Source organism: Candidatus Cytomitobacter primus (genome assembly GCF_008189405.1).
In the GTDB taxonomy this organism is placed as follows: Bacteria; Pseudomonadota; Alphaproteobacteria; order CAJXXZ01; family 1604HC; genus Cytomitobacter; species Cytomitobacter primus.
Window position 1 is genome coordinate 117,586 of sequence record NZ_CP043316.1, and the last position, 25,785, is coordinate 143,370.

The following is a 25,785-nucleotide window of genomic DNA, read 5'->3' on the forward strand; positions in this document are numbered from 1 at the left end:
ATTATAAAATAATATATGGGATTCAATCTAAATATTGTTCGATTGGGTATTTTTTGCATAATGATATAACTTCCTGTTTGATTGTTTCTGATACTTGATTTTGATTTTGTATGATTTTAGTTATGTATTTCGCAAGTTGAATACATTCTTCTACTCCAAATCCACGTGATGTGCATGATGGGGTTCCGATGCGTATTCCTGAAGTTTCAAATGGACTATTTGTATCATTTGGAATCATATTTTTATTTACGATAATGCCATGATTTGCTAGCCATGCTTCAGCTTCTTTACCTGTGCAATCTGCCAGTTTTACAATACATAGGTGTGTGTCACTTCCTCCTGAAACTATATCAAAATTTTTGGATAATTCATTGCATATTGCTTTGTTGTTCGCTAGTACATTGCTGATATATGTTTGATACTCTTCAGATATAGCATCATGAAAACAAATTGCTTTTGATGCAATAACATGCATAAGAGGCCCACCTTGAATACCAGGAAATATCCCTTTGTTTATTTTTTTGAATATATTTTCGTGGTTTGTAAGGATTATTCCACCTCTAGGCCCCTTTAATGTTTTATGTGTTGTGGAAGTCAGTACATCTGCGATATTTACAGGGTTTGGATATTGTTTTGCAGCTATCAAACCAGCAACATGTGCTATATCTGCAAGAAATATAGCTCCTATCTCATCTGCAATCTCTCTAAATAATTGCCAGTCAATTATTTTGCTATAAGCTGATGTCCCTGCAATAATCATTTTAGGTTTATGCTCAAGCGCCAATCTCTTTACTTGATCCATATCAATTAATTCTTTCTCATTTAACCCATATGCAATTGACTTATATACTTTGCCAGAGAAATTTATATGAGATCCATGTGATAAATGACCCCCTGCTGATAAATCCATACCTAGAATTGTGTCTCCTGGATTAAGCAATGCATTAAAAACAGCCATATTTGCTTGTGATCCAGAGTGTGGTTGTACATTCGCATATTTTGCGTCAAAAAGCTTACATGCTCTTTCTTGGCATAATAACTCTAGTTTATCAGCAATTTCACAGCCGCCATAATAACGTTTCCCAGGATATCCTTCTGCATATTTATTTGTAAATACTGAACTTTGAGAATGCCTAATTTGTGTTGATGCTAAATTTTCTGATGCAATTAACGAGACTGTGTTATTTTGTCTTTCATATTCTTGTGCAAGCAATGTATGCACTTCTATATCGGATAATCCATGAGATGTAAAATTATTCATATACAAATACTATGAACAGATTACACTTTTAGCAAGTAATCAAGATTTGTAGCAATCAACATTTAACTTAGTGCACATTTATAATAAATGTTATTTATAGAGTTATTTATAGATATGGTTTATTTAGATAAAGCGTTTTTCAATCTAAAAATTATGATTTCTTGATCCATATTTCCCAAAAGTTCTAATAAGCTTGGGCCAAATTTCTTTCCAGTCAAGATTAAGCGTAATTTTTTCAAGATCGCCTTGCCATTTTCCATGTTTTTAATATCCTCTAATATTGCACTCCAATTTGTTGCTTGTATATTATCGAGGGATTTGTTGAGTAATTCATGCAAATTGGTTGATTGATTATTTCGGTTATTTTTAGAATCATCTGTATTTAACGTAGAGCTATTTGTATCCAATTGCATATTGTTTGTATTTAATGATAGGTCATTTAAGTAGTTTAAGTCTGTTTTTTCCTCAGAAACAATTTGTTTTTTCTCGAAAATGTCTTTCCAATCTACAAAATCTTGCTTAAATGTAATTTCATTTTTGATTAAATCCCATTTTCCAAATTGCTCACCGAAATATGTTGCTAGATCATCATTTTTGATAGATTGTACAAATTTATGTTGGATTTTGAGTGCTTCTTTTTTAGACCATCTAATTTGACTAGATGAGTATTTTAAATCTGCGAAATCTTTGAGATTATCAAGTGATTTACATAGATGAAATTCATTTTTCCCAATAAACACCATCTGATTTGAAAGGGTCATAGGGAAAAAACCTTCTTCTCGTAAATCTTTGATACTTTCATCATTATTTCTTTTGGACATGCGTTGTCCATGTTTGTTGAGTAAAATGGGGAGATGTCCATATTCAATTTGTAAATTATTAATCTGATCAAACATATAAATTTGTATTGCAGTATTTGTTACATGATCCTCTCCACGGAATATATGTGAGATCTGTTCTTCAATATCATCAATGACGCTTGTAAACATATATGTGAAAGATCCATCACTTTTTTGTATGATAGGATCACTAACAGATTTTAGGTTTATTGACACTTTCCCACGTATGATATCATTCCACTCTATTTTAATATTTGGCAATTCAAATCGCCAATGAGGCTCTAATCCTGAAGATAGTCCATCTTTCTCTTTTGCATAGTGCTTTTTATATACAGGTGCTTTTTTTTCTTTAGATAATCTATTTCGTAATTCATCTAATTCTTCTTTTGTTTCATATGCTGGGTATATAATCCCTTTTTCTTTGCATATTTCTATCCATTTAGAATAAATTGCATTTCGTTCAGATTGAAATATTTCTTTGTCAAATTTAATACCCATCCAAGACAAATCATTTCTGATTGCATCAATATATTTTGTGTCAACTCGATCTGTATCATCGAAACGTAATACTAGCTTGGCATTGTTATTTTGAGCCCATAAATAAGATAGTAGAGCAGTCCTAATATTTCCTAAATGTAATAATCCAGTTGGACTAGGAGCAAATCGCGTGCATAACATGAGATTATCGTAGAATTCATTAGTAATAATTGCAATAATAAAATTAATAGTTATAGTAAATGCAAATTTATACAAATAACTGTTTATGCATAAAAATATGTAAACTTTATCATTTTTATGATAAAAGCATAGAAATGAATGACATAAACACGGAAATAACTAAAACAGATTATGATAATTTCTCTATATTGCATTTTCAAGAACTAAGTAGTACTCAGGCTTTTGCAAAGGAAATTATTCATGGTGATTTACTGCATTATTCTAATGACTTGTTATTTAAATTAATGAATGAAAATAAGTTTCTCACAATCATATCAGATACACAGAATTCTGGAGTGGGACAATATGGTAGGTCATGGGTTTCACCACATGGGAATTTATATATGAGTTGTATAGTAAAGCTGGATAAATGTGATGTCATAAACTTAACACAGGTTTTTGCATTATTAGTACATGATATCTTGCTTAATGATTATGGAATTCTTATACAAATCAAATGGATAAATGATATTTTATATAGTTCAAAACAAATTAATTCAAAGAAAATGGGTGGAATAATATGTGAAGTATGTAAATTGAAAGATGGGAAAGATATGCTGCAAAGCAAGGATGTTTTGATAGTTGGTATTGGTATTAATATTAATGTTGCAACTGCAGACAATTCTATTTGTATGCGAGATATTTTAAAAGACACAGATAACATGATTGGACAAACTAATATAATAGATAAAGTTAGTATGGTTAGTAAGGATGGTATGCATGGCAAAGTAAATTCAGGTGATCAAATTAATATAGTTGGGTTGGCAGAAAAGATTTGTCATAAATTACCAAAATATCTGGATCAATATTATGTAGGTGGGATTGAAGTTTTTATAGATAAATTAAATAGTAACGCAGCTTATATTAATGAAAACGTAATTTTATATATTAGAGAAAGTGAAATTAAGGGAATCTTTAAAGGGTATGACAAAAATGGAATGATTATTTTAGAATATGGAAATGGGGTTAGAGAGTCGTTTCATGAAGGTAGAATGAGATTGGCTGATAGTTCAGATTATATATTGTAAAGTGCAGGCGCAGAAACTATGCAACTGCTAAATCATAAATGGCTAAACACAAGCATTCTCAAATATACAAATATTAAATATCCAAACATCAAGCTATAAGCAACCAAATAAAATGATATTTTAATTTATGTTTATAATCTGTATTGACGGTTTAATACACTGATAGTGTGATATTTTGATTCGTGATTATGCTATATATCCTGCCACCATTGCTTGATAGTTAGGAAGGATAGGGTTACTATAATATGTGAACAATAATTACAGTGCAGATTCTATACAGGTTTTAAAAGGATTAGAAGCGGTTCGTAAACGTCCAGGTATGTATATAGGAGACACTGATGATGGCCATGGATTGCATCATATGGTTTATGAGATTGTAGATAACTCTATTGATGAAGCATTAGCTGGTTATTGTAAAAATATTATAGTATCGCTATATAAAGATGGGTCTGTTTCTGTTCAAGATGATGGTAGAGGAATTCCAGTTGATTTGCATGCTGGAGAAAAGATGTCAGCTGCGGAAGTTATTATGACTCAATTACATGCTGGTGGTAAATTTTCTCAAAATGTTTATAAAGTTTCGGGTGGTTTGCATGGTGTTGGTGCATCCGTTGTGAATGCATTATCTGAATGGATGGTGATGACAATTTCCAGAGGTGGGCATGAACATACAATGGAATTTAACCGAGGCAAAACAACTAAACCAATTGGAATTGTAGGAAATACAAGGAAAACAGGAACTAAAATACACTTCCTGCCTGATAATACTATTTTTCAAAATGTTGTTTTTGAAAAGAAAGAATTAGCTAATAGATTCCAAGAATTAGTTTTCCTGAATCCAGGGGTCAGAGTTACTTTGATTGATAAAAGATCAGAAGAAATTACAGAAGATCTATTTTTTGATGAAGGTGGAGTTGTATCATTTGTTAAATTTCTAGGTAAACGTAAAAAACCACTACATGAAAATATAATTAACATACAACAAGAAGGTGATAATATTGCTTTACGATGTGCGCTTATGTGGACAGAAAGCTATCATGAATCCTCTCTGTTTTTTACAAATACTATTCCACAACGTGATGGTGGTACCCATACTATGGGATTCCGTAGTGGTTTGACTAGAGCTATACAGCAATATTTAAAAGAAAATGGTAGTAAAACACAGCAGAAAATTAATATTACAGGAGATGATGTAAGAGAAGGCATTACTTGTGTTCTATCTATTCACGTAGCAGATCCTAAGTTCTCATCTCAAACTAAAGAAAAATTAGTTTCATCACATGTTAGATCATTTGTTGAAAATGCTATATATAAAAAAGTTGGAGAATGGTTTGAAGAAAACCCACAAGTTGCGAAAACTATATTGCCTAGAATTCTAAACGCAGCATCAGCAAGAGAAGCAGCAAGAAAAGCTCGTGATATGAGCAGAAAACAAAAAACTGGAATAGATTTCCAAGTTTTGAAAAAATTAGCAGGCTGTTCGGAAAAAGATCCAGCAAAGTGTGAATTATTCCTAGTAGAGGGTGATAGTGCTGGTGGTTCTGCAAAGCAGGCCAGAAATCGATTTGTTCAAGCCGTATTGCCATTGCGTGGTAAAATTCTAAATGTTGAGAAAGCTCGATTCGATAAAATGTTAAGTTCAGCAGCGATTACAACATTAATTTCTGCATTAGGAACTAATATAGGTGAAGATTTTGATATCGACAAAATTAAATACCATAAAGTAATTATCATGACTGATGCTGATGTTGATGGAAAGCATATTTTAGCATTGCTTCTGACATTCTTCTTTAGATATATGAAACCGATTATTGATCGTGGATATTTGTATATTGCTCAACCACCATTATATGGAATTAAAAAGCAAGGTAAGTTTATTTACGTACGTGATGAAAATGCTTTGAATGACTACATCCTAGATATTGTGTCTACTAAAGAGTTTACACAAGGTGATTATGTTTTGACAGGCAGTGAATTGAAAAATTATTTGAAAGATATTTATTCTGTTAAGAAAATACTGAAAAGCAAGCCAGAAGTATTGAGGATTTTGCTTGCTGCTGGAATATTTGATGGTAATAGTTTAGATCAAGATATTCATGGATCTCGTTTGATCAATTATTTAAATGATGATAGATATACAGTGCAATTCTCTGACTATGAATGGAACTTAGAATTTAACAATCAAGGTGTAAGAGAATCTATGTGTTTTGATATTAAATCGATTAGTGGAGAAGACTTACAGCGCCTATCTACATTTACAAATAAGTGGTCGAAAATATGGACAGAAGACCCAATTGCATTTTATGACTCATGTGTTGCATCTGGTAGAAGAGGGTTGGTAATCCAAAGATATAAGGGATTAGGAGAAATGAATCCTGAAGATTTAAGTAGTACAGCTATGAAGTCATATGTACAAGTGAAGATTGATCATATTGATGAAGCTGATAAAATTTGTATCGATTTGATGGGAGAAAGTGTTGAAGAACGAAGAATCTTTATTGAGAAAAATGCTGCATATGCAGAATTAGATACTTAATATACTTATTCTTTTTGCCCATAAAATGCATATTGGTATAGTTTGAGCTCCGTTGAATATATGAAATTCATTTTTAAATGAAACTTAAAATACAAGTTTATAATGATTTAAAATAAATGACCCAAAATAATTTGCAATGTTATAGAATTCTGCATAGGTGAGTTTATATTTGTTGTGCATAATTATTTCTATATTATAGCTATGAGATTGCTATAATGTATTGGAATTGCCTATGAAATCAATATAGTGTTAATTAATTGCTATAAAACCTTTTTATTTATGAGAATGTAGCGTATGATTACCTTATGCGTAGTTATAGATTAGTCTGTGTATTACAACAGATTCTTTCAGCTGAAGAAGCACAATTGCAAGTTGATAAAATTACAAATCATCTTACAGAAAATAATGGTGAAATCATTGGTGTGAAGAATTTTGGTTTGATGAAGTTAGCTTATCAAATGAATAGAAATGCACGTGGTCATTATTTTATTATAGATTTTAAGCTTGATCCTTTGAAAGTTAAATCACTAAGAAGTTTAATGAGTTTGAATGATAAGTTTTTAAGAGATATTATTGTTATACTAGATAAAGAGAGTAAAACGTTAGATAAAATTAGTTTTGCTGCAGATAAAAATAGAGAAAGAAAGCTAGATCTTATAATTGGGGAATCTGCTTTCTTGAATAATTTGGGTCAATTTATCAGTACATATGGTAAAATATTATCCAGACATATTATAGGTATATCTTCAAAACAAATGAGATGTCTATCTCAAGCTATTAAGAGAGCCAGATATATTGGCTTGCTTCCTTTCAGAATTCAATAATCATTAGTATTATTCTATATATTATTAGTTTTATATAAGTAATGATTTGGTTGATTTATCTTTATATATTATGGTTGGTCATGAAGTCAAATAAAATTATTTTAAGCATTATTTTTTCTTATTCTGTAAATGCTGGTGATGATTATGAGTCATTGCATTATACTATGCCAGATGGGGATCAGGAAGAAATGATTTCTCATTTTATAGATAGGAATATAGAGAGTAGCCAAGATAATAAATCTAATAAATGTGATTTTGTTGCTGTATTAAATGTAATTGCCTTGCAAGAAAGTTATGAACTAAGTGATGGTGATTTATCTTTTATGCAGAGCTTTAGCAAGAGTGATAATAATCTGCTTGGAGATAAAATTCTGAGATTAGTGGATAGTTTTTGTGTGAGATATCATATTCCTTATGCATCTCAATTGCTGAATAGGCAAATTACTAGAGAATATTGCGATGGACATGAATATGAATTGCCAATTCAATATGATGAAGATTTGGTGCGTTCAACAATGTTACCTCAAGATTTAATGGATGAATTACATAGTAATATTGTTGATATTCCAGATTCTATATTTACAAATATATTAACAGGTTTGATTGGTTGTGGGCGATTTTATAATCAAGAATTTAGATCAACAGCAGCTTTAAATTATTTGAGTTATAATTCAAATTATATAATGCTAATGCAAATATTAAATTTAAATTTCAATTGTGATTTGTATGATGGTAGTGAATTTAGCTTGCATTTAAAATATAAAAACAATTTGGCAATAAGTAAATTATTTGAGCTATATTCATATAATGCACATAAGGTATTTAGCATGAATAGTGATGTAATGCAGTTGTTGCAAATTGCTGAGATTGATTCACTTTCCCTACCTAGGAGTCAGGTACATGTTATTGAGTATTTATTGAGCAATAATATTATGAGATTTCCAAGAAGCTTAACATTTAACAATACTCATAATGAGTTTGAAAAATATACATTTAATATGATACCAAATGGTGAGTCATTTAAATTATACGTTGATCTTCTTGAAGATATATCATGTATTGAATCAAGAGAGAAATCAGAGAAGATTTTAGAATTCTATGCTAAATACTATACAATGGAAAAATCACCTAATATGATTGCTGGGCAGTATGTATATGATTTGACAATAAAATCTGGATTGTTCAATGCATATTGTGGTGAGATTGAAGAATCAACTACAAGCTGAATTACATCAATATGTTCTTCATATGAGTTATTGTTGAGTAAGTAATCGAAAATTGACTATGTACTTTACTGCTAAACATGAAAATATATGTTAAACGCAAAAATGTATAATTTGGTATGCAAATACAATATATATGAACTTTAGTACTATATTAATTATTTAGACACTATTTCAATTATCTAGGGTGAGTGTAGAAGAAGTGATGTAAATTTTTCAGGAATTATCAGCTTGTTCTAGATAGTCATTGGATTGTTATGAGATTACCTGTACATTATTAGATAAGTTTTCAATTGTTATCTAAGAATTATTATGAGTAATTTGCTTGTAGCATTATCATTAATAATTTGTTGTAATCTTAAATACATTATTGGAACCTATATATTTCCTAGCATATTCTTGAAAGTTATATTTTAATTGAATATTGAATATATGATTTGATTTATATCTTAATGAAGGCTTTTAATGCTAATTATGGTTTATGCGCTTGAATTATAGATTTATTGATAGAGCTGATTGATTTATGTAAATTAACTGTGATTTCTTTGTATATAATTAATTATTATTTTCTTGTATATATTTGATTGCATCTATTCCTGCCATACACCCTTGTCCTGCAGATGTGATAGCTTGTCTGTAGACTTTATCCACTACATCTCCAGCTACGAATAGCCCAGGAACTGATGTGTGTACGCCATTCGCAATAACATATCCTTCGCTATCTAACTCTAGTATATCTCTTACTAATTCTGTTTGAGGCAGATGGCCAATTGCAATAAATACTCCATCAACTTTGAGTTTTGTAATAGATTGAGATAATTTATTAAAAATGGAAATTTCTGACACTAATTTTGGTTTTATAGTGCCATGTATCTCATGCAATGTTGAGTTAAGGTGTAACTTAATATTTGGAATACGTTTCATCTGATCTTGCATGATTTGTTCTGCACGAAAAGTATCTCTGCGATGAATTACATGTACGGTAGATGCGATGTGTGATAAGTATAATGCTTCTTCAACAGCTGTATTCCCCCCTCCAACTACCGCAACCTCCATGTTCTTGAAAAATGCACCATCACAAGTGGCACAAGTGGAAACTCCATATCCTAGATATTCTTGCTCACTATCCAAACCTAGATATTTTGCTTTTGCACCAGTTGCTAGGATTACAGATTTGAACTTATATTGATTTTTGTATGAATCTAAATATATAGACTGTTTTTGTGGTTTGATATTTGTAATAGTTTCTTTGATCATGGAACACCCAGCATTCTCTGCTTGTTGATGCATTTTTTTCATCAATAAATGTGCATTTTCTTCATCAAATCCTGGGTAATTCTCTATGGATGTTGTAGTCATTAATTGCCCTTTAGATTGTGGCCCTTCAAATACAGCAACTTTTAGATTTGCTCGTACACAATATAATGCAGCACTTAATCCTGCAGGTCCAGAACCAATTATTCCAACATCAAACTCAATTATATCGTTGTTTACATTATTTTCATTACTAGATTTATTATTATTAGATTGATTTTGCATATACTTATTTTAAGCGAAAAATTGAAAATAATACAATAAAGATATACCATTAAAAAGATATGTTTAATGCTCCTATTTTTGAAATCAATCTTAGTAATCTTGTAAAGAATTATAATTTGATCAAATCAAAAGTAGGAAAATGTGGCGCAGTGATTAAGTGTAATGCATATGGATTTGGTATGATTGAAACAGTTAGTGCCTTATTAAATGCTTCAGATTGTGTGGATTTCTTTGTAAGTGATATGAATGAAGCGATAAAAGTTCGAAATGTACATCGTGATATTAATATATATGTCATGAGTGGATTTGAAGCAGAATATATTGATACTCTATGGGAGCATGATTTGATTCCAGTTTGTTTTAATGAGAAGCAAATTGAATTATGGAATAAGAAATGTAAGGAACATAACACAAAAAAGGAAATTGTAATTCAAATTGAAACTGGATTGAATAGGTTGGGGTTAGATTTAGTAAGTTTTCAGAAAATTGCCAAGAAACAGGATTGTTCAAACATAAAGTTTGTGATGCACCATTTAGCATGTGGATATGAAAAAGATGAAACTGTGGATACTCAATTACGAATTATGGAGAAAATTAAAGATTTTGAGAAAAGCTTATCTTCTTCTTGTGGGGTGCTACTAGATAGTAGGCATAATGGAGATATAACCAGAATTGGGCGTTTTTTATATGGGTCTGATGAGCAGTCTGATGGAATAAATTTGAATATAGTTGGAAAGCTATATGCACAAATTATTTCAATGAAATCTGTAAGAAAAGGATACTTCATAGGATACTCCAAAGGGTATCGAGCAAATAAAGATATGAGGATTGCAATTGTGAATATTGGGTATGGAGATGGGTATTCTGTAAAAGGAGGATTTGTTTTTACAAATGGTCAATATGCACAAATTATATCTTGTTCGATGGATTACCTGATTTTAAATATTACTGATATGAGTATAGTAGATAAAAAAGTTGAATTACTAGGAGAGAATATTACATTTGATAAGATTGCACATTGGAATCATAGAGTAAAAGGTATGGAGATTACATGTGTTCTAGGCAATAGGATAAAGAGGGTATACATATAAATATTACGCATTATATTATTGATATAAAATTACATAGTTCCATTCTGTTTATATAAAATATATTGTACTATTTGAGTATGAAGTACCCTGTTGCGTTGCCTAAAACTACATTTGGAATTAAGTCAAAAGATAATCAAAAAACATTGGATTTTTGGACAGAAATATCACTGTATAGTAAATTAAAAGACAGAAATTATAAGCTAGAAGGTAGAAAATTAGGTGAGTTCTTATTACATGATGGCCCTCCATTTGCTAATGGCGCTCCGCATATGGGTCATGCTGTCAATAAGATTATGAAGGATATTTTTAACAGAGGGAAAGCAATGTTAGGGTATAGCATAAATTATGTTCCTGGATGGGACTGTCATGGATTACCTATTGAGGCAGCTGTAGAATCTGAGTTGAAAAAGTCTGGCAAAAGAAGGTCTGAGTTAAATATTACTGAGTTTCGTAAGCTATGTTTTGATTTTGCTAGTAAATGGGTTGAAGTGCAAAAAGATGGTTTTATAAAAATGGGTGTGATTGGAGATTTTGACAACCCGTATAAAACAATGAATAGTCAGCTGGATATTCTCAAAGAGTTTCATAAATTTGTTGCTGATGGGTTGGTTTATCGTGGATCTAAACCTGTAATGTGGTCATGCTCTGAGCGTACAGCATTAGCTGAAGCTGAAGTTGAATATTATGACAAGAAGAGTAATTCTATAGATGTTAAATTTGAGATAATCAAAAGTAATAATAGTGAGCTTAATGGGTGTAAAATTGTGATTTGGACTACAACTCCTTGGACATTACCAGCAAATAGAGCAGTTGCATATGGTGCAGATTTCGAATATGTGATTTTTAGTACAAATGAGCAAAGTGATGAAAATACCTTGAAAAATGATAAGAATAACGAGAAATTGATCGTAGCAAAAGAACTATATTCAGATTTCTGTAAAAGAGCTAATTTGGATAATACTAAAATTATTAGAACAATTGTTGGTTCAGATTTAGCTGGAGTGTTTTGTAAACATCCAATGTATGATTTTGGGTTTAAAATAGAAGTTCCTGTAATTTCAGGACATCATGTGATATTAGATCAGGGTACGGGTTTAGTTCATACTGCCCCTAGTCATGGTGAAGAAGATTTTGTGATTGGAAAAAAATATAATTTAGATGTTCCTGAATTAGTCGATGAAAAAGGGAAGTATAAGCCTAATGTTCCATTTGTTGGTGGGGAAGATATTTTTGAAAGTGAAAATAAGATTATTGAAGAGCTTAAAAGTAGAAATATAATTGCTGCTCATCATAAAATCGTACATTCCTACCCACATTCATGGAGATCTAGAAAACCATTAATATACAGAGTTACACCTCAGTGGTTTATGAATATTGCACAAATGAAAAAAAATGCACTACATGCTGTAGAGAATGTTAACTGGATTCCAGAATTTGGTAAAAATAGATTTGTATCAATGCTAGAAAATAGGGGGGATTGGTGTGTCTCTAGACAAAGAGTGTGGGGAGTCCCATTAGCGATTTTATATCATAATGAAACTGGAGAAGTATTAAAGGATCAGTCAGTTTTAGATGCAATCCAAAACGAATTAGGGGAAAAAGGTGTTGATGCATGGTGGTCTGTTGCTGAGAAATATGCTAAAAAATACCCAGATTATGTCCCTGTATATGATATTTTAGATGTATGGTTTGAATCTGGTGCAAGCCAAGCGTATGTTCTAAACCATAAGCAGGCAGATGTGTATTTCGAAGGATCTGACCAACATAGAGGGTGGTTTCAATCATCAGGATTACAAGCTTCTCGTAATGAAGTAAGATTGCCATATAAAAACTTAATTACCCATGGATTTGTAGTTGATAAACAAGGTAGGAAAATGTCGAAATCCTTGGGCAATGGAGTAAGCCCGATAGATCTAATTGATGAATATGGTGCAGATTTGATACGTTTGTGGATTGCAAGTCAAAATTATACCGAAGATTTACGTTGGAGCTTAGAGCATCTGAATCGTGTGAAAGATATGGAAAAAAGGTTTAGAAATACTTTGAAATACATGATTGGGAGTATTCAATTTGGGTATGAATATGATTATGACAGTATGCCACTTCTTGAAAAATGGATTCTTCATAAACTTTATGTGTTGAATGAAGAGTTTAAGGAATCTATTAATGAATTCACAACCTATAAATTTATGAGAAAGCTTTTTCTATTTTGTACTGTGGATTTATCTGCATTTTACTTAGATATTAGAAAAGAGATATTATATTGTGATGATATAAACGAGAGTTTGCCTAAAGCAGTAAGAATGGTACTGAAATATACTCTTGATTGTTTGTTGAGGTGGTTAGCTCCTATTATGAGTTTTGCAGCAGAAGAGGCTTGGCATGCAATGAGTAATACTGATTCTATACATGAGCAGGTTATTTTGGATTTAGATTCACAATGGAATAATGAAGAATTGGATAGTCAAGTTGCAGAGTTACGTAATATTAGAAGAGTAGTTACATCAGCTCTAGAAAATATGAGAGAGTCAAAAGAAATTAATTCGAGCTTGGATGCAGAAATAGTGATAATTGCTCCAGAATCTGGTCAATTATTTGAAAATATAGTAAGTAAGGTTACAAATAGAAATACTATGAATGGAAAAAGTTCAGAGCAAATGTCATATGAACGCGTAATGCAAGAGATTTGTATAGTTTCTGGGCTGAAAACATTTACAAACATTGAGGGTTTTGAGAGCTATAACTTAAGTTTAAATGGCAGTGGACAATTTGATATTAGTCAAATACATGAAATTGATGATGTGAAAAATGTAAAGGTGATTGCTAAAAAAGCTGATGGGAATAAGTGTCCTAGGTGTAAGAAAGTATACAAAAACATAGAAGAGTTATGTGTTCGTTGTGAACGTGTTGTAAAATTGCATGTATAAAAAGCATTTAACAATGTTTTTATAATTTATAATGCAAATAGTATGAAGTTATTTTGTAAGATATTAATAAAGCTTACTCTTATAAAATATGCAACTATATTTGCAACCTTATGATAAACTTTACTTTTTACTTGCGTTTAAATGATTTATTGTTTTAGGCAAATTTGATTAATTAATATAGAAATTGTGTTGTGCAAGTCTCACGTTGTTCGCTTGCAGGAGCTTCGCTTTAATTAAGATTCGTTTCACTCTCTTATAGAAGCTTCGCTTTAATTAAGATTCGTTTCACTCTCTTATAGAAGCTTCGCTTTAATTAAGATTCGTTTCACTCTCTTATAGAAGCTTCGCTTTAATTAAGATTCGTTTCACTCTCTTATAGAAGCTTCGCTTTTACAAGTTTCTATGCTTTTTTATATATACTATCTAAATATGATGTCTGTGCTTTTGGTTTTAGGTTATTAAGGTACTGTGTTTGCGATTCTGTTTTGTAATACAATGTGTTTAAGTATGCTTCTGTAGGTGATGGGCGACTAGCAGCACTTGCAGCTCTATAATCACTTCTTTGAGATGTAGAGAATTGATTTTTATATGGATCTGATTCTTCAGCATATTCAGGATCTATTTCATTCATCATATATATTGAAGGTGAATATGTCCTTTCATTAGGATTATTTAATGAAGTTATATTTTCATTATTTTGTTGTGCTACACCTTGCATTTCTCTATGTGATACTGCTAGAGCATTGGGTTCTTTATATCGAGAATCTTTTGCTATCAATTCAAGTGCGTACATTGGTTGCATTGGTAATGGGGCAGGTAGTAATGCTGAATTATTTTTCATAGTATCATTACTAGTTTTAGGTTGTTGAGATTCAATTGAGGCAGATTCTGGTGTTATATTCTGCGTGCTACTTGATTGACCTGTTGTTGTGGTATATGAACTTTGATCTGGTGAGTGAGGTGGATATGGTGGAAGTGGCAAAGTGGCATTAATATTTGGTAGGTTCATTGTATTGATCATTTGATTAAGAATTAGTACATATAAAGCTTCGTACCTATTAGGTTGATATATATTATTTTCAGGTTTGTTCTGGAGAAACTCAATACTTGGAAAATGCATTTGATCTTTATATTGTTTCAAGCAATTTTCATGAGCATTGTTAATGCCTGCCAATATTTGATTATTTAATTTATTGTTCAATATTTTTAATTCTGTTAGTGTTTGTACACAACAAAATTGGGAAACTGTATTAATATGTTGTACAGCGCGGTGTATGTTATGTGCAGCTGGATATTGTTTTAGTATGCTCGATAATGCACCATGATTAAACCCACTATTTGTAAGATATCTGCCCATATTGTTCTCTTTTGTTTCATATTCAACATTTTCTATATTGTTTGAGATATTACGAATGCATGATAAAATTTCTTCATCTAATACTTGTTTGAAAGAATCCAATAATGATAATTTAATTTGATTGTTCATTTGTTTGTGAGCTAATTCTGTAATATATGCTGAAATTAGCTTGGGAACTGTATGTGATTTTGTCTCACAATGTTCAGTGCTATTTTTTATTGAATGCAATGTATCAGCACTAATTTCTTTAGAATTTTTGATTTTATTATCTTTAAATAACTCTAATTGATTAGAGTTTAATTTGTAATACTTACATTCATTTCTATTGACATATACATCAAACTTTTCATTCTTGATTTTAATATTTTGAATTATAAACCCCATAATTTCATCGCTATTCAATTGAGAAATATCGGATCGTATAATTGCACTAAATGCCTGAGATTCAACATGATGTTTATCATCATCTGATAGATCTGTTAGTGTTATAGAATTAACATGAAGTGCTGTTAAGAAAATAGAAAATAATATTTTATTGTTCATGTTTTCCATTATATATAAAATTAACCAAAAGTCAATTTTTTGCTAATATTTACTTAATTTAACTTATCTGATCAAATTTACTCTTAATTTAATATAAATTTCATATAGCTTTAACATAAATTTAATGTGATTCCCACGTTTTTTTAATTATTTTTTTTGATATTTTAACTATTTTTATATTTTATTCTGCTATTTTTTTAATTTTTGCATATTTTTTATACTATTTTTACGTTTTTATGCCTTATATTTCACTTTGGTCGTGTTTTGGGATTGAGAATAATATACTATAATGATGCTTAAGAAGGTTTGATATATGATTAGCAAGGGTTTTATGACTTTATTTATAGTGTTTATAGACCAAATGACCAAAAGATTGGCATTACACCACAGTTTCCAGCATGGAGTATACTCATTTTGCTCATTTCTGAAAGTGCAGATTAGATGGAATTATGGGTTGAGTTTTAGTATTTGTAGCAGTTTTTATACGTGGGTACTGAAATTTATTATTATATCAGCTTGTTTGATATTGCTAAATTTGTGGTATAAAGTAAAAAATAAATTTGAAACAGTTTCGTATAGTTTGATTCTAGGTGGTGGGATTAGTAATTTAATAGATAGGTTTTTATATAATGCTGTTTTAGATTTTATTTCGGTAAATATTGCTGGTATATCATTTCCTGTTTTTAATATTGCAGATATTGCTATCACAATTGGGGTTGCCATGTTGGTTTGGAAAAATGTATCCTCTAGAAAAGCATGAATATTATTAGAAAATTATCAGATGATTTAGTGCGTCAGATTTCTGCTGGTGAAGTGGTTGTGAGGCCAATATCTGTTGTGAAGGAATTAGTAGAAAATGCGATAGATTCTGGAGCAGAGCATATTAAAATATGCATAGAAAATGGTGGAAAAACATCTATTATGGTTGAAGATGATGGATGTGGGATGTGTTTGTCTGATTTAGAAATGTGTCTCGAACAGCATGCAACTTCAAAATTAACTAACCTTTTCCAAGTGCATACATTAGGATTTAGGGGAGAAGCTCTATATGCAATTAGTTCAGTAGCTGATATAGAAATTGTTACTTGTAAAGATGATGAAAGCTATGCATTAACTTGCGAGAATCAGCAAGTGGAAATTACTGAGTGTAAACCTAGAGAAGGTACAAAAATTACAGTAACTAACCTTTTCCAAAGTTTGCCTGCTAGATTGAAATTCTTACGTTCAGATTATGTAGAGTGGAATTTGATTTTTGATTATTTGCAGAAAATTATGCTTGCATATCCGAACATAACATGGAAAATATCAAATGGAAAACAAATTGATAAAAAATATTTAGCTGTTGATATTCAATCTAGATTGGCAGATGTATTTCAAGATAATGGTGAATTTTTTAAAATAAGCCACGCTCATGATGGCTGTTCGATTGAAGGAATGTTTAGTAAAAGGCACCACTCATCCAATAATTGTGTGATTTTTGTTAATAATCGATATGTAAAAGATAAAGGGATTTTAGCGTGTATTAGGTCAACTATGAGTGATTATATTCCAGATAAAAGATGGCCCATGGGTATAGTACAATTTACGATTCCATCCCATGAGGTTGATGTTAATGTTCATCCTAGCAAAGAAGAAGTTAGGTTCATGAAATGGCATATTATTAGGAATATTTTATCCACAGCATTATATAAATCATTAAATGTAGTGAAATCAATGTCAAATCATGTCTCTTTAAGTGCTATGACTCAAACTGCGAAAATATTACAAAAGAAGCATGAATTTATAGATAAAGAAGAAGATAATGACTATAGTATCGAGGATGCACATATTTTTGATCAGAAGAATATGCAAAAAGTAGGTGTAGGTGGTAGGAAAGTAAATATATACAAAAAAGAGCAGGAAGTTGAAATTGATTATAGTAAGTTTAATCAAAGTACAAAAAGAAATGAATTAAGTGATTCAATTGATATTAGGCCAATTCCTGAAAAAGAAGAGAAGCATTATAGAGTTTTAGGTCAATTCAAAAAAAGTTATATAATAGTTGCGGTAGATGACGGGATTTTATTAGTGGATCAGCATGCTATTCATGAGAGACATGTATATGAGAAGATGAAAAAAGAAATTAAAGAATCTACTGTTGGTAATAAATTGTTAATTCCGATGCAAATACCGCTTTCAACAAAGCAGAAAATTGTATTAGAAGAATTGAAAGATAAACTAGCTAGATGGGGATTGTCTTTTTATAATGAAAAATTGACATCTATTCCAAGCTTTTGGAATTTAAATAAAATTCACATACTATTAGATATATTTTTTGATTCAATAGAAAATTTTGGATCAGAATCAGAAGATCGCATGTTATGGGGTAAGTTTTTGGCAGATGTTGCATGTAAGAATAGTATTAAAGCTGGAATGGAATTAAATATGCAGCAAATGATTGATTTTGTTGATACTGCGCTGAATAGTGTAGGGGTCTGTAATCATGGGAGAAAATCTACATACTTACTAAAATTAAAAGATGTAGAGAAAATGTTTGATAGAGTTTAAATGTTTTAATTAGTATGTATGCTTAACTAGTTTTAGCTTCTAATATTTCAATGTAGTTTATGAGATATGATTTTTAGAAGAATCCTTTAATGGAATTTGATGCATATTAACCATAATTGTTTGAATGCACTAATTGCTTTGTATAAATATCATTGATTGTGCCATTCACTTTCTTTTAAAAGTTTATATTATTAAATTTGATTGTTTATAGATTATCTCATTCATCAATTGTATTATTCTGTTTGTGAATTATATTGTTTGGCTTATAAATTACATATATTCTTTATGAATCAATAATATTTAAGTTCATTTCAAGAAGTTTATGCTTTAACGTTAATATATCATGCCACATTTCTTTTTTCTTGCTTGGTGAGCGGAGTAAGTAAGAAGGGTGAAATACAGGCATAAATAACATATTATCTTTTTCAGTAAATTGACCACGTATTGTAGTAATAGCTTTGATCTGATTCATTACAGCTCTATGAGATGTGCTCCCAATCAGAACTACAATTTTCGGTTTTATTATATCTATATGATTCATAATATAAGGGCGCATAATATTTATTTCCTCAAGTGTTGGAGTTCTATTGCTAGGAGGACGCCATGGTACAATATTTGTTATATAGTAGTTTTTTCTATATATTCCAGCTGCATTAAGCATTGTTTCAAGTAGTTTCCCACTTTCCCCTACAAATGGCTTTCCTTGCTTATCTTCTTCTTGACCTGGCGCTTCTCCAATAAACATCAAAGGTGATTCAGAATCTCCATCAGAAAAAACCATTGTTGTTGCATGTTGCTTGAATGGTAGATTTACTTTGGCCAATTGCATGCGAAGTTCTGTTAAGGTATTAGATTTAATAAATTCAATTATTTGTTTGTTTTCTTTAAGTGTTTGTTTTTCTTTTTTATGAATATTTATACTATTTGTTTTATTAGTAAAATTACTGATCTGATTAGTATGATTATACTGGGTACTTGTTTGTTTTTCACCCACATGCATAGATTGATTTGTGTTTTTATTAATAGATTCACTGTTTATAGAAGGTGGTTTTTTTACAGAAGGTAGTTTCTTCTTTAATTGAGAGTAATTAGGGATTCGTGATTTGGATTGCATGCTATTTAGCCAAACACTAAATTCATTATTGCTTGCCAACTTTATTTCTACCTTTCATTTTTTAAATTCTTACCTTTCATTACGAATTTTGAATTTATAATTGTGCCATTACATTTCAATTTATTAGTAATTTTATATTGATTATTTATTTTCTTTTGCAAATTAATCATGCTTTAAATGATGTTCCACAATGACAAGTTTTTTTGAAGTGCTGACTTGTGATTTGAAATTTTTCTTCCATTAAATTTTCAATGAAATCTATAGTAGCATTTTCAATTTTAGATAATGTAAATTTATCCACTAATACTGTTTTGTTTTGATGTTGAAATGCTACATCTTCCTCCATAGAAGATTCAGGGAATGAAAACTCATATTTAAACCCATTACATCCTCCGAAGAAAACTTTAATTTTTACAAAAGATTTCTTCATTTGATCTAACCTATTAATTGCATTTTCAGAAAGATAAACCATAACTATAATTTTAACATACAATATTAAATTCTAATATACGGGAACTGTTAGAATGCAAATCATTAAATATTGGGATTAGAGCAGAAATCATAAAATGTACAAAAAAATGTAGAAAATGTAGAAATAAAAGAAGTATATAAAAAAAGCATTTGAAAGTTATGGTGATTAAATATATAATGCATATAAATTTATTGGAGGTTTTTTGAACAGGAAAAATATTATAGAACAAGCAATCAAAGGGATAGATTTGATCAGTAAACTTGGTTTAGATGCTGATATAATTGGATTTAAATCAGCTGATAAAGTTTATGACTTACATGCAGAGATCCCTGTAAATACAGAGGTTATTTCTTTATATAAGAGTGATGATGAATATATACATTTTCTTAGGCATGATGCAGCGCATGTTTTAGCTCAAGGGTTGACGCATATATTCCCAAACATAGAGTTTGGTAAACAATTTTTTAAAGATACAAACGTATTTGGATTTGATGTGTTCTTTCCAGAGCATAAGTTCACCAAGGATGATTTCCCAAAAATTGAAAAAGCCATGAAGGATGTTGTTGCAAAAAGTGATGATATTATTAGGCATGTTTGGTCAAAAGAGAAAGCATTGCAATATTTTCCGAATGATCAATTTAAGCAAGATATTATTTCTAATGCACCTAAAAATACAATCATGTTATATGAGCATGGCGATTACATAGATATTTGTGGTGGTCCGCGTGGAATGAATAATAGTCATGTTGGTAATCATTTTGTGCTATTAGATGTACAGGACTCAGAATGGATGTTTAATTCTTCTAAGAAAATGCAAAGAATTATATGCGCATGTTTTAGGAATGAGTCTGAGATGAAAGATTTCTTAATGGAATATAAATAAATTATGTATTATAATTTGAGATCAGTATGATAGAAATCAATTTAGGTAATTCGGTAGAACAATTTGGGTCTGGTGTTTCTACTTTTTCTATAATAGAAGAGCTAGGGAATAAAGCAAAAGATGTTATAGGGTTTAAGTGTACAAAAACAGGCCAAGTATATGATTTGCATAGCTATTTACGTGGGCCTATTTCAGTTGCTCCAATCAAAACTAATACCGCAGAGCATTTAGAGATGATTAGAAATGATGCAGGGCATATTTTATCTCATGTATTATCAGATTTATATAATGCAGCCACAGTAGATATTAAAATTACAGAACATGGATTTTATGTTGATTTTTATTGTGATAAATCTATTTCTGAACATGATTTTGGCAAAATAGAGAAAAAAATGAATCAATTAATTATGAAAAATGATAGATTTATTATTAACTCTTTGAATAAAGAAGAAGCATTAGGTTTGTTTGAGCAGTTAGGTAATAAATTTGCATCTACAATAGTTCAAAATAGTAACGATGAGTGTTTTTCTGTGCATACACATGGGAATCATAAAGTTTTGGCAGAAGGATCTCGTAGTCTAAGTACTAAAAGTATAGGGAAGCATTTTAAAATTTTATCTATATCTGGCTCTGAATGGGAACATGGATCTGAGAAATTACAAAGGATTCATGGCACTTGCTGGTATGATAAAGAATCACTGGAAAGTCATTTGAAGAATATAGAAGAAAATTTAAAGTGGGATCATAGAATAATTGGAAAACAAATGTCTATGTTTAATATTGATCCTGAGATTGCTAGTGGAATGGTGTTTTGGCTTCCAAATGGTGTGAAAGCGCTTAATAAAATTAGAGAGTATTTAAGAAGTACCTGGGTCGAATATGGATATCAAGAAGTTTCAACCCCAATCGTAATGAACTCTAATTTATGGGATAAGTCTGGCCATACTGAAATGTTTAGAGAAAATATGATGTTTATGAGTTTGCAGGATAATGATTATGCGTTAAAGCCAATGAGTTGTCCTGCTCATATTAATATTTTCAAATTAGGAAATAAGAGTTATAGAGATTTACCTTATAAGTTATCTGAATTTGGATTATGCCATAGATATGAGCCTTCAGGGTCTTTACAAGGGTTGATGAGAGCAAGAAGTTTTACACAAGATGATGCTCATGTATTTGTTTCTGAAGAGCAAATTGAAGGTGTGATTCTAGATTTCTGTGAGATGGTAAAAGTTGTTTATAAGAAGTTTGGATTTGATAAGATATTGGTATGCTTGGCAACTAGACCTGAGAAGTATATTGGAGAAATATCTGCATGGGATCAAGCTGAAAGAGCTTTGCTAGATGCAGCAAATAAATCTGATCTTAATTGTACAATTAATGAAGGTGAAGGAGCATTTTATGGACCTAAGCTAGAATTTTCAATTAAAGATAGAAAAGGGCATGTATGGCAATGTGGAACAGTACAAGTCGATTTCTCTCTTGCAAAAAGGTTGGAGGCTTTTTATACAGATGAAAATGCTGATAGAAAAGCTCCTGTAGTTATTCATCATGCTGTTCTAGGATCTTTAGAAAGATTTTTTGGAATACTATTAGAGAATACAAAAGGGTTATTACCATCATGGGTGCATCCATACCCTATAGCTATTTTGCCTATTAAAAATTCACAAGAAGAGTATGCAAATTCTATTAAAAATGCAATGAAGCTCTATAGTATTGATTGTGAAATTGATAATTCTAATCAAACATTGGGTTATAAAATAAAGCATTGGATAGACAAAAGGACTCCTTATATATTAATTATTGGAGCAAAAGAAGAACAGTCTAATAAAGTTACATTACGATTATTAGATGGAAAGGAAGAAAGTTTGACTTTAGAAGAGCTTATATCAAAAATTGGAGCTATGAAAGAAACTGTTGATTCTATAGAGATAAATAGAAATGTAAATGATACAAATAGCAATGGGGCAAGTAGAACTGCAGATGGAGTTATAAATGAATAAACATAAAAAGAAGAAAGTCATAATGAATGAGTATATCCGTGCTGATCAAGTATCTGTTATACAAGACAAAGAAAAGATGGGAGCTATGTCATTGAATGCTGCATTGAATATGGCAGAGGATCAGGGATTAGATTTAGTACAGGTTTCTGATGATGATATTCCTACTTGTAGATTGATGGATTACAAACAATTTTTGTATAAACAAAACAAAAAAAATGCTGAAATCAAGAGAAAGTCCAAGTCATTTGAAATCAAAGAGATTCAAATTAGACCTAGAATAGGACAACATGACTTAGATACAAAAGCAAGGCATGCTCGTAGATTTCTTGAAGATGGGAATAAAGTGAAAGTTGTATTGAAATTAAGAGGTAGAGAAATGGCTCATGTTGATCTAAACATTGAGAATGTTCTGAAGCAGTTTGCATTACAATTAGATGATATTTCTAGTATAGAAAAAGAGCCAAAACAAGAAATGAAAAATAGGATTTTTATGACTATTAAGCCTGACCCTTCTAAGTCAGAAAAAGAGCAGGCTTAATCATAATTGTATGCAACTTATTCTTAGGTTTTTCCAATTAATATCAAATTTACTGATTTTTAGCCTATTAAGTCTATTACTATTATTGTTTGGACTCATCAATCGAAAAAACATTTCACTATTAGATCATAAAATTCAATTTGACTCTATTCATATGACTAGTAATGGATTTTCAGTTAATGACATAAAATATCGTAATGTGCATATAAAATCTTTAAATATTGGAATTATCAAGCCATTCATAAATATAAAGAAATTTAATATTTTTAAAATAGATTTTGATATGAATATGTACTATAAGAATGGATTGCATATTGATAGCGCTATATTAAATAATAAGCTACGATTCAAATCACTAATACATAAGAATGTAATAAATATTACTACATCTGGGTTAGATCAATCAGAGTTTAAAGGCGTATATTATGGTAGCAATATTATTATGAGATTGCCCAAAGGATTATTTGTTTTGTCTGATGGAAGGTTAAATATAAACTCAGAAAATAAAAAATATTTCTTGATGTTTAAGGCTGATTTATATAAAAAAGAAGTGCAGAAGATGAACTTTTATTCTAAAACAAAAAAGCTAAATATATCTTTTGATGAAATGTGGAATTTTGAATCTAAAAATGAAAATATGCACTTAAAAATGCAATTGGATAAATATTTAATTGGTGATGGAAAGATTATAATTAATAAAAAATTTGGAATATTAGATTCTCATTTAAACTTTAAAATCAATGCATCAAATATGAAAGTACATGCCTATAACTATGGAAAGCAATTTATTAAAATTAATGATTTTGGCTTGCATGAACAGAAAATTAAGTGGGACCTACATTTTAATGTGAATGAGCAATTCTTTACTTTGAAATCAGATAACTTGAAGGTTGATGCAAAGTTTCTGACAAATAATATTAAATTTAACTTGTTTTTGAATTCAGATAAAATTGATCTTGCGGCATTTGGTAAGATGGATTACTACAATAACATTCAAATAGAAGGGTATGGAGATTATATTTCATTATTAGATATGCAATCTCTATTTAAAAAAGGTAGTGATAATTCTATAGAATGTGATTTTAAGTGGAAAAAAGCCAAATGGATTGCAGATTTGTTTTTAGAGGATATGACAGTGAATTGTTATAAAAATAAAGACGGATTTAAATCATGTTTGATTAATTCTCATTTTGAAGGTAATCCTGTGAAATTATGGAAAAGTACAGTTCCATCTCCATTGCATTTTAAAATATGGAATTTTGCTCGTGCATTTGAATTGATGTATGGAGAAAAACTATTCAAATCAACAGGCATATTAGATGGATCAATTCATGTAAGCAAGAAAGGAATGCCATGGAATTTTACACTGTACGATTTTGAGAGTATGCAGAATCTAAATGCTATTTACTTGCAAATATTATCTTTAAAATTCTGGGCATCTATATTTAAAAACAATCAAAAGAAATGGGATCACCTTACTGGTAATGGGCATATTTCACACAATAAATATGAAATTGATCATTTTGAGATGGACAATGATTATTTTAATGTTAATGGGTCAGGATTTATACATAGGCATGATGATTTAATGGATATAAATGGGCTTTTGCTATCTAAATCTCTTACTAATGATTTGCAAGATCTAATGAATCGAAAAGATAGAAATAAAATACCTTTTCATATGTATGGTGGGTTGAAAGATATAAAAGTGGACAATCAGGTTGGATTTAAGAAATTGGCTGTTCCTATACTTCCTTTGGCATTTTTTCTTATATAATATTCTGTGAAATCTATATGAATTTATTTTTATTTACGTTTTGCAAGTTTGCTTGATATATGCCAAATTGATGGCAAGATAAATTGATATTAAATATCATAAATAGAGTTATATTATGCTAAGCTTCCATAGTGGGTTGTATTTCATTCAGGTGTATCATACGGTGAATAGGTAGTTTATCATAGATATATACATAAGAATTATAATTTTTTATTGGAGTTACAATATGAAATATTTGCTGTGAAATAACTTATATAATTTACGTCACAATATTTTATATATAGAATTTTGTATAGAAAATTTATTATAATGCATAAAATCACTTGACAAAAATCGTAAAATCATACAAATTACTATTGTTACTCTTAGCTTTGCGGAGGGATGGTCGAGTGGTTAAAGGCAGCAGACTGTAAATCTGCCGACGGTTTCGTCTACGTAGGTTCGAATCCTACTCCCTCCAAATTTATGCGGGCGTGGTTCAATGGCTAGAATGTCAGCCTTCCAAGCTGAAGACGTGGGTTCGACTCCCATCGCCCGCTCATTTTTCGCTTAGAGTACTTTTTGTA

Annotated in this window: 18 protein-coding genes and 2 tRNA genes; 14 read left to right on the forward strand and 6 right to left on the reverse strand. The window is 30.3% G+C overall.

Annotation, left to right across the window (positions count from 1 at the left end):
- Positions 1-22: 22 nt before the first annotated feature.
- Together glyA and gltX are read right to left on the reverse strand one after the other, a co-directional pair.
- Positions 23-1,261 (reverse strand): serine hydroxymethyltransferase, encoded by a 1,239-nt coding sequence (gene glyA / locus FZC34_RS00520; RefSeq protein ID WP_148971521.1) that lies wholly within the window; start codon positions 1,259-1,261, stop codon positions 23-25.
- Positions 1,262-1,380: 119 nt separating this feature from the next.
- A complete protein-coding gene (gene gltX / locus FZC34_RS00525) occupies positions 1,381-2,778 on the reverse strand; it encodes a glutamate--tRNA ligase (protein WP_148971522.1) in 1,398 nt (465 codons plus the stop codon).
- A 134-nt stretch (positions 2,779-2,912) separates the two neighbouring features.
- On the opposite strand from gltX, the gene FZC34_RS00530 reads away from it, so the two are divergent.
- From FZC34_RS00530 to FZC34_RS00545, 4 genes are all read left to right on the forward strand, one after another.
- A complete protein-coding gene (locus FZC34_RS00530) occupies positions 2,913-3,845 on the forward strand; it encodes a biotin--[acetyl-CoA-carboxylase] ligase (RefSeq protein ID WP_187440052.1) in 933 nt (310 codons plus the stop codon).
- A 247-nt stretch (positions 3,846-4,092) separates the two neighbouring features.
- Entirely contained in the window at positions 4,093-6,381 is a 2,289-nt protein-coding gene (locus FZC34_RS00535; protein WP_148971524.1) for a DNA gyrase subunit B, read from the forward strand.
- Positions 6,382-6,686: 305 nt separating this feature from the next.
- Positions 6,687-7,205: a 30S ribosomal protein S6 gene (gene rpsF / locus FZC34_RS00540; protein WP_148971525.1), complete on the forward strand. Its 519-nt coding sequence runs from the start codon at positions 6,687-6,689 to the stop codon at positions 7,203-7,205.
- 80 nt (positions 7,206-7,285) lie between these two features.
- Positions 7,286-8,431, forward strand: a complete 1,146-nt coding sequence (locus FZC34_RS00545) for a hypothetical protein (protein WP_148971526.1) — start codon at positions 7,286-7,288, stop codon at positions 8,429-8,431.
- A gap of 552 nt (positions 8,432-8,983) precedes the next feature.
- Here the strand turns inward: FZC34_RS00545 and trxB are convergent.
- Positions 8,984-9,967 (reverse strand): thioredoxin-disulfide reductase, encoded by a 984-nt coding sequence (gene trxB / locus FZC34_RS00550; RefSeq protein ID WP_148971527.1) that lies wholly within the window; start codon positions 9,965-9,967, stop codon positions 8,984-8,986.
- A 59-nt stretch (positions 9,968-10,026) separates the two neighbouring features.
- Here trxB and alr point away from each other — a divergent pair, with 59 nt between their 5' ends.
- Positions 10,027-11,058: an alanine racemase gene (gene alr / locus FZC34_RS00555; protein WP_148971528.1), complete on the forward strand. Its 1,032-nt coding sequence runs from the start codon at positions 10,027-10,029 to the stop codon at positions 11,056-11,058.
- Between the two features lie 77 nt (positions 11,059-11,135).
- Positions 11,136-13,985: an isoleucine--tRNA ligase gene (gene ileS, locus FZC34_RS00560; RefSeq protein ID WP_148971529.1), complete on the forward strand. Its 2,850-nt coding sequence runs from the start codon at positions 11,136-11,138 to the stop codon at positions 13,983-13,985.
- Between the two features lie 400 nt (positions 13,986-14,385).
- On the opposite strand, the gene FZC34_RS00565 is transcribed toward ileS, so the two are convergent.
- A complete protein-coding gene (locus FZC34_RS00565; RefSeq protein ID WP_148971530.1) occupies positions 14,386-15,885 on the reverse strand; it encodes a hypothetical protein in 1,500 nt (499 codons plus the stop codon).
- Positions 15,886-16,216: 331 nt separating this feature from the next.
- Here FZC34_RS00565 and lspA point away from each other — a divergent pair, with 331 nt between their 5' ends.
- Both lspA and mutL read left to right on the forward strand, forming a co-directional pair.
- On the forward strand, positions 16,217-16,645 hold the full coding sequence (lspA, locus tag FZC34_RS00570; protein WP_187440053.1) for a signal peptidase II: 429 nt from the start codon (positions 16,217-16,219) through the stop codon (positions 16,643-16,645).
- The gene (gene mutL, locus FZC34_RS00575) at positions 16,642-18,432 is read left to right on the forward strand and encodes a DNA mismatch repair endonuclease MutL (RefSeq protein ID WP_148971532.1); all 1,791 of its coding nucleotides are present in this window, start codon (positions 16,642-16,644) and stop codon (positions 18,430-18,432) included. Before lspA ends, mutL begins: the two co-directional genes overlap by 4 nt.
- A 283-nt stretch (positions 18,433-18,715) precedes the next feature.
- Here the strand turns inward: mutL and FZC34_RS00580 are convergent, their stop codons facing one another.
- Positions 18,716-19,546, reverse strand: coding sequence for a uracil-DNA glycosylase (locus FZC34_RS00580; protein WP_148971533.1), 831 nt, complete (start codon positions 19,544-19,546; stop codon positions 18,716-18,718).
- A gap of 166 nt (positions 19,547-19,712) precedes the next feature.
- The gene (locus FZC34_RS00585) at positions 19,713-20,018 is read right to left on the reverse strand and encodes a HesB/IscA family protein (protein WP_148971534.1); all 306 of its coding nucleotides are present in this window, start codon (positions 20,016-20,018) and stop codon (positions 19,713-19,715) included.
- Between the two features lie 202 nt (positions 20,019-20,220).
- Here FZC34_RS00585 and FZC34_RS00590 point away from each other — a divergent pair, with 202 nt between their 5' ends.
- The 6 genes from FZC34_RS00590 (at position 20,221) to FZC34_RS00615 (ending at position 25,758) form a co-directional block, all read left to right on the forward strand.
- Positions 20,221-20,901, forward strand: coding sequence for a hypothetical protein (locus FZC34_RS00590; RefSeq protein WP_148971535.1), 681 nt, complete (start codon positions 20,221-20,223; stop codon positions 20,899-20,901).
- A gap of 26 nt (positions 20,902-20,927) precedes the next feature.
- Positions 20,928-22,904: a threonine--tRNA ligase gene (gene thrS / locus FZC34_RS00595; RefSeq protein WP_148971536.1), complete on the forward strand. Its 1,977-nt coding sequence runs from the start codon at positions 20,928-20,930 to the stop codon at positions 22,902-22,904.
- Entirely contained in the window at positions 22,897-23,442 is a 546-nt protein-coding gene (gene infC, locus FZC34_RS00600) for a translation initiation factor IF-3 (protein ID WP_148971537.1), read from the forward strand. The genes thrS and infC overlap by 8 nt, the downstream gene beginning before the upstream one ends.
- 154 nt (positions 23,443-23,596) lie before the next feature.
- Positions 23,597-25,219, forward strand: coding sequence for a hypothetical protein (locus FZC34_RS00605; RefSeq protein WP_187440054.1), 1,623 nt, complete (start codon positions 23,597-23,599; stop codon positions 25,217-25,219).
- Positions 25,220-25,594: 375 nt separating this feature from the next.
- Positions 25,595-25,679 (forward strand) — tRNA-Tyr (locus FZC34_RS00610).
- 7 nt (positions 25,680-25,686) lie between these two features.
- Positions 25,687-25,758 (forward strand) — tRNA-Gly (locus tag FZC34_RS00615).
- Positions 25,759-25,785 lie beyond the last annotated feature (27 nt).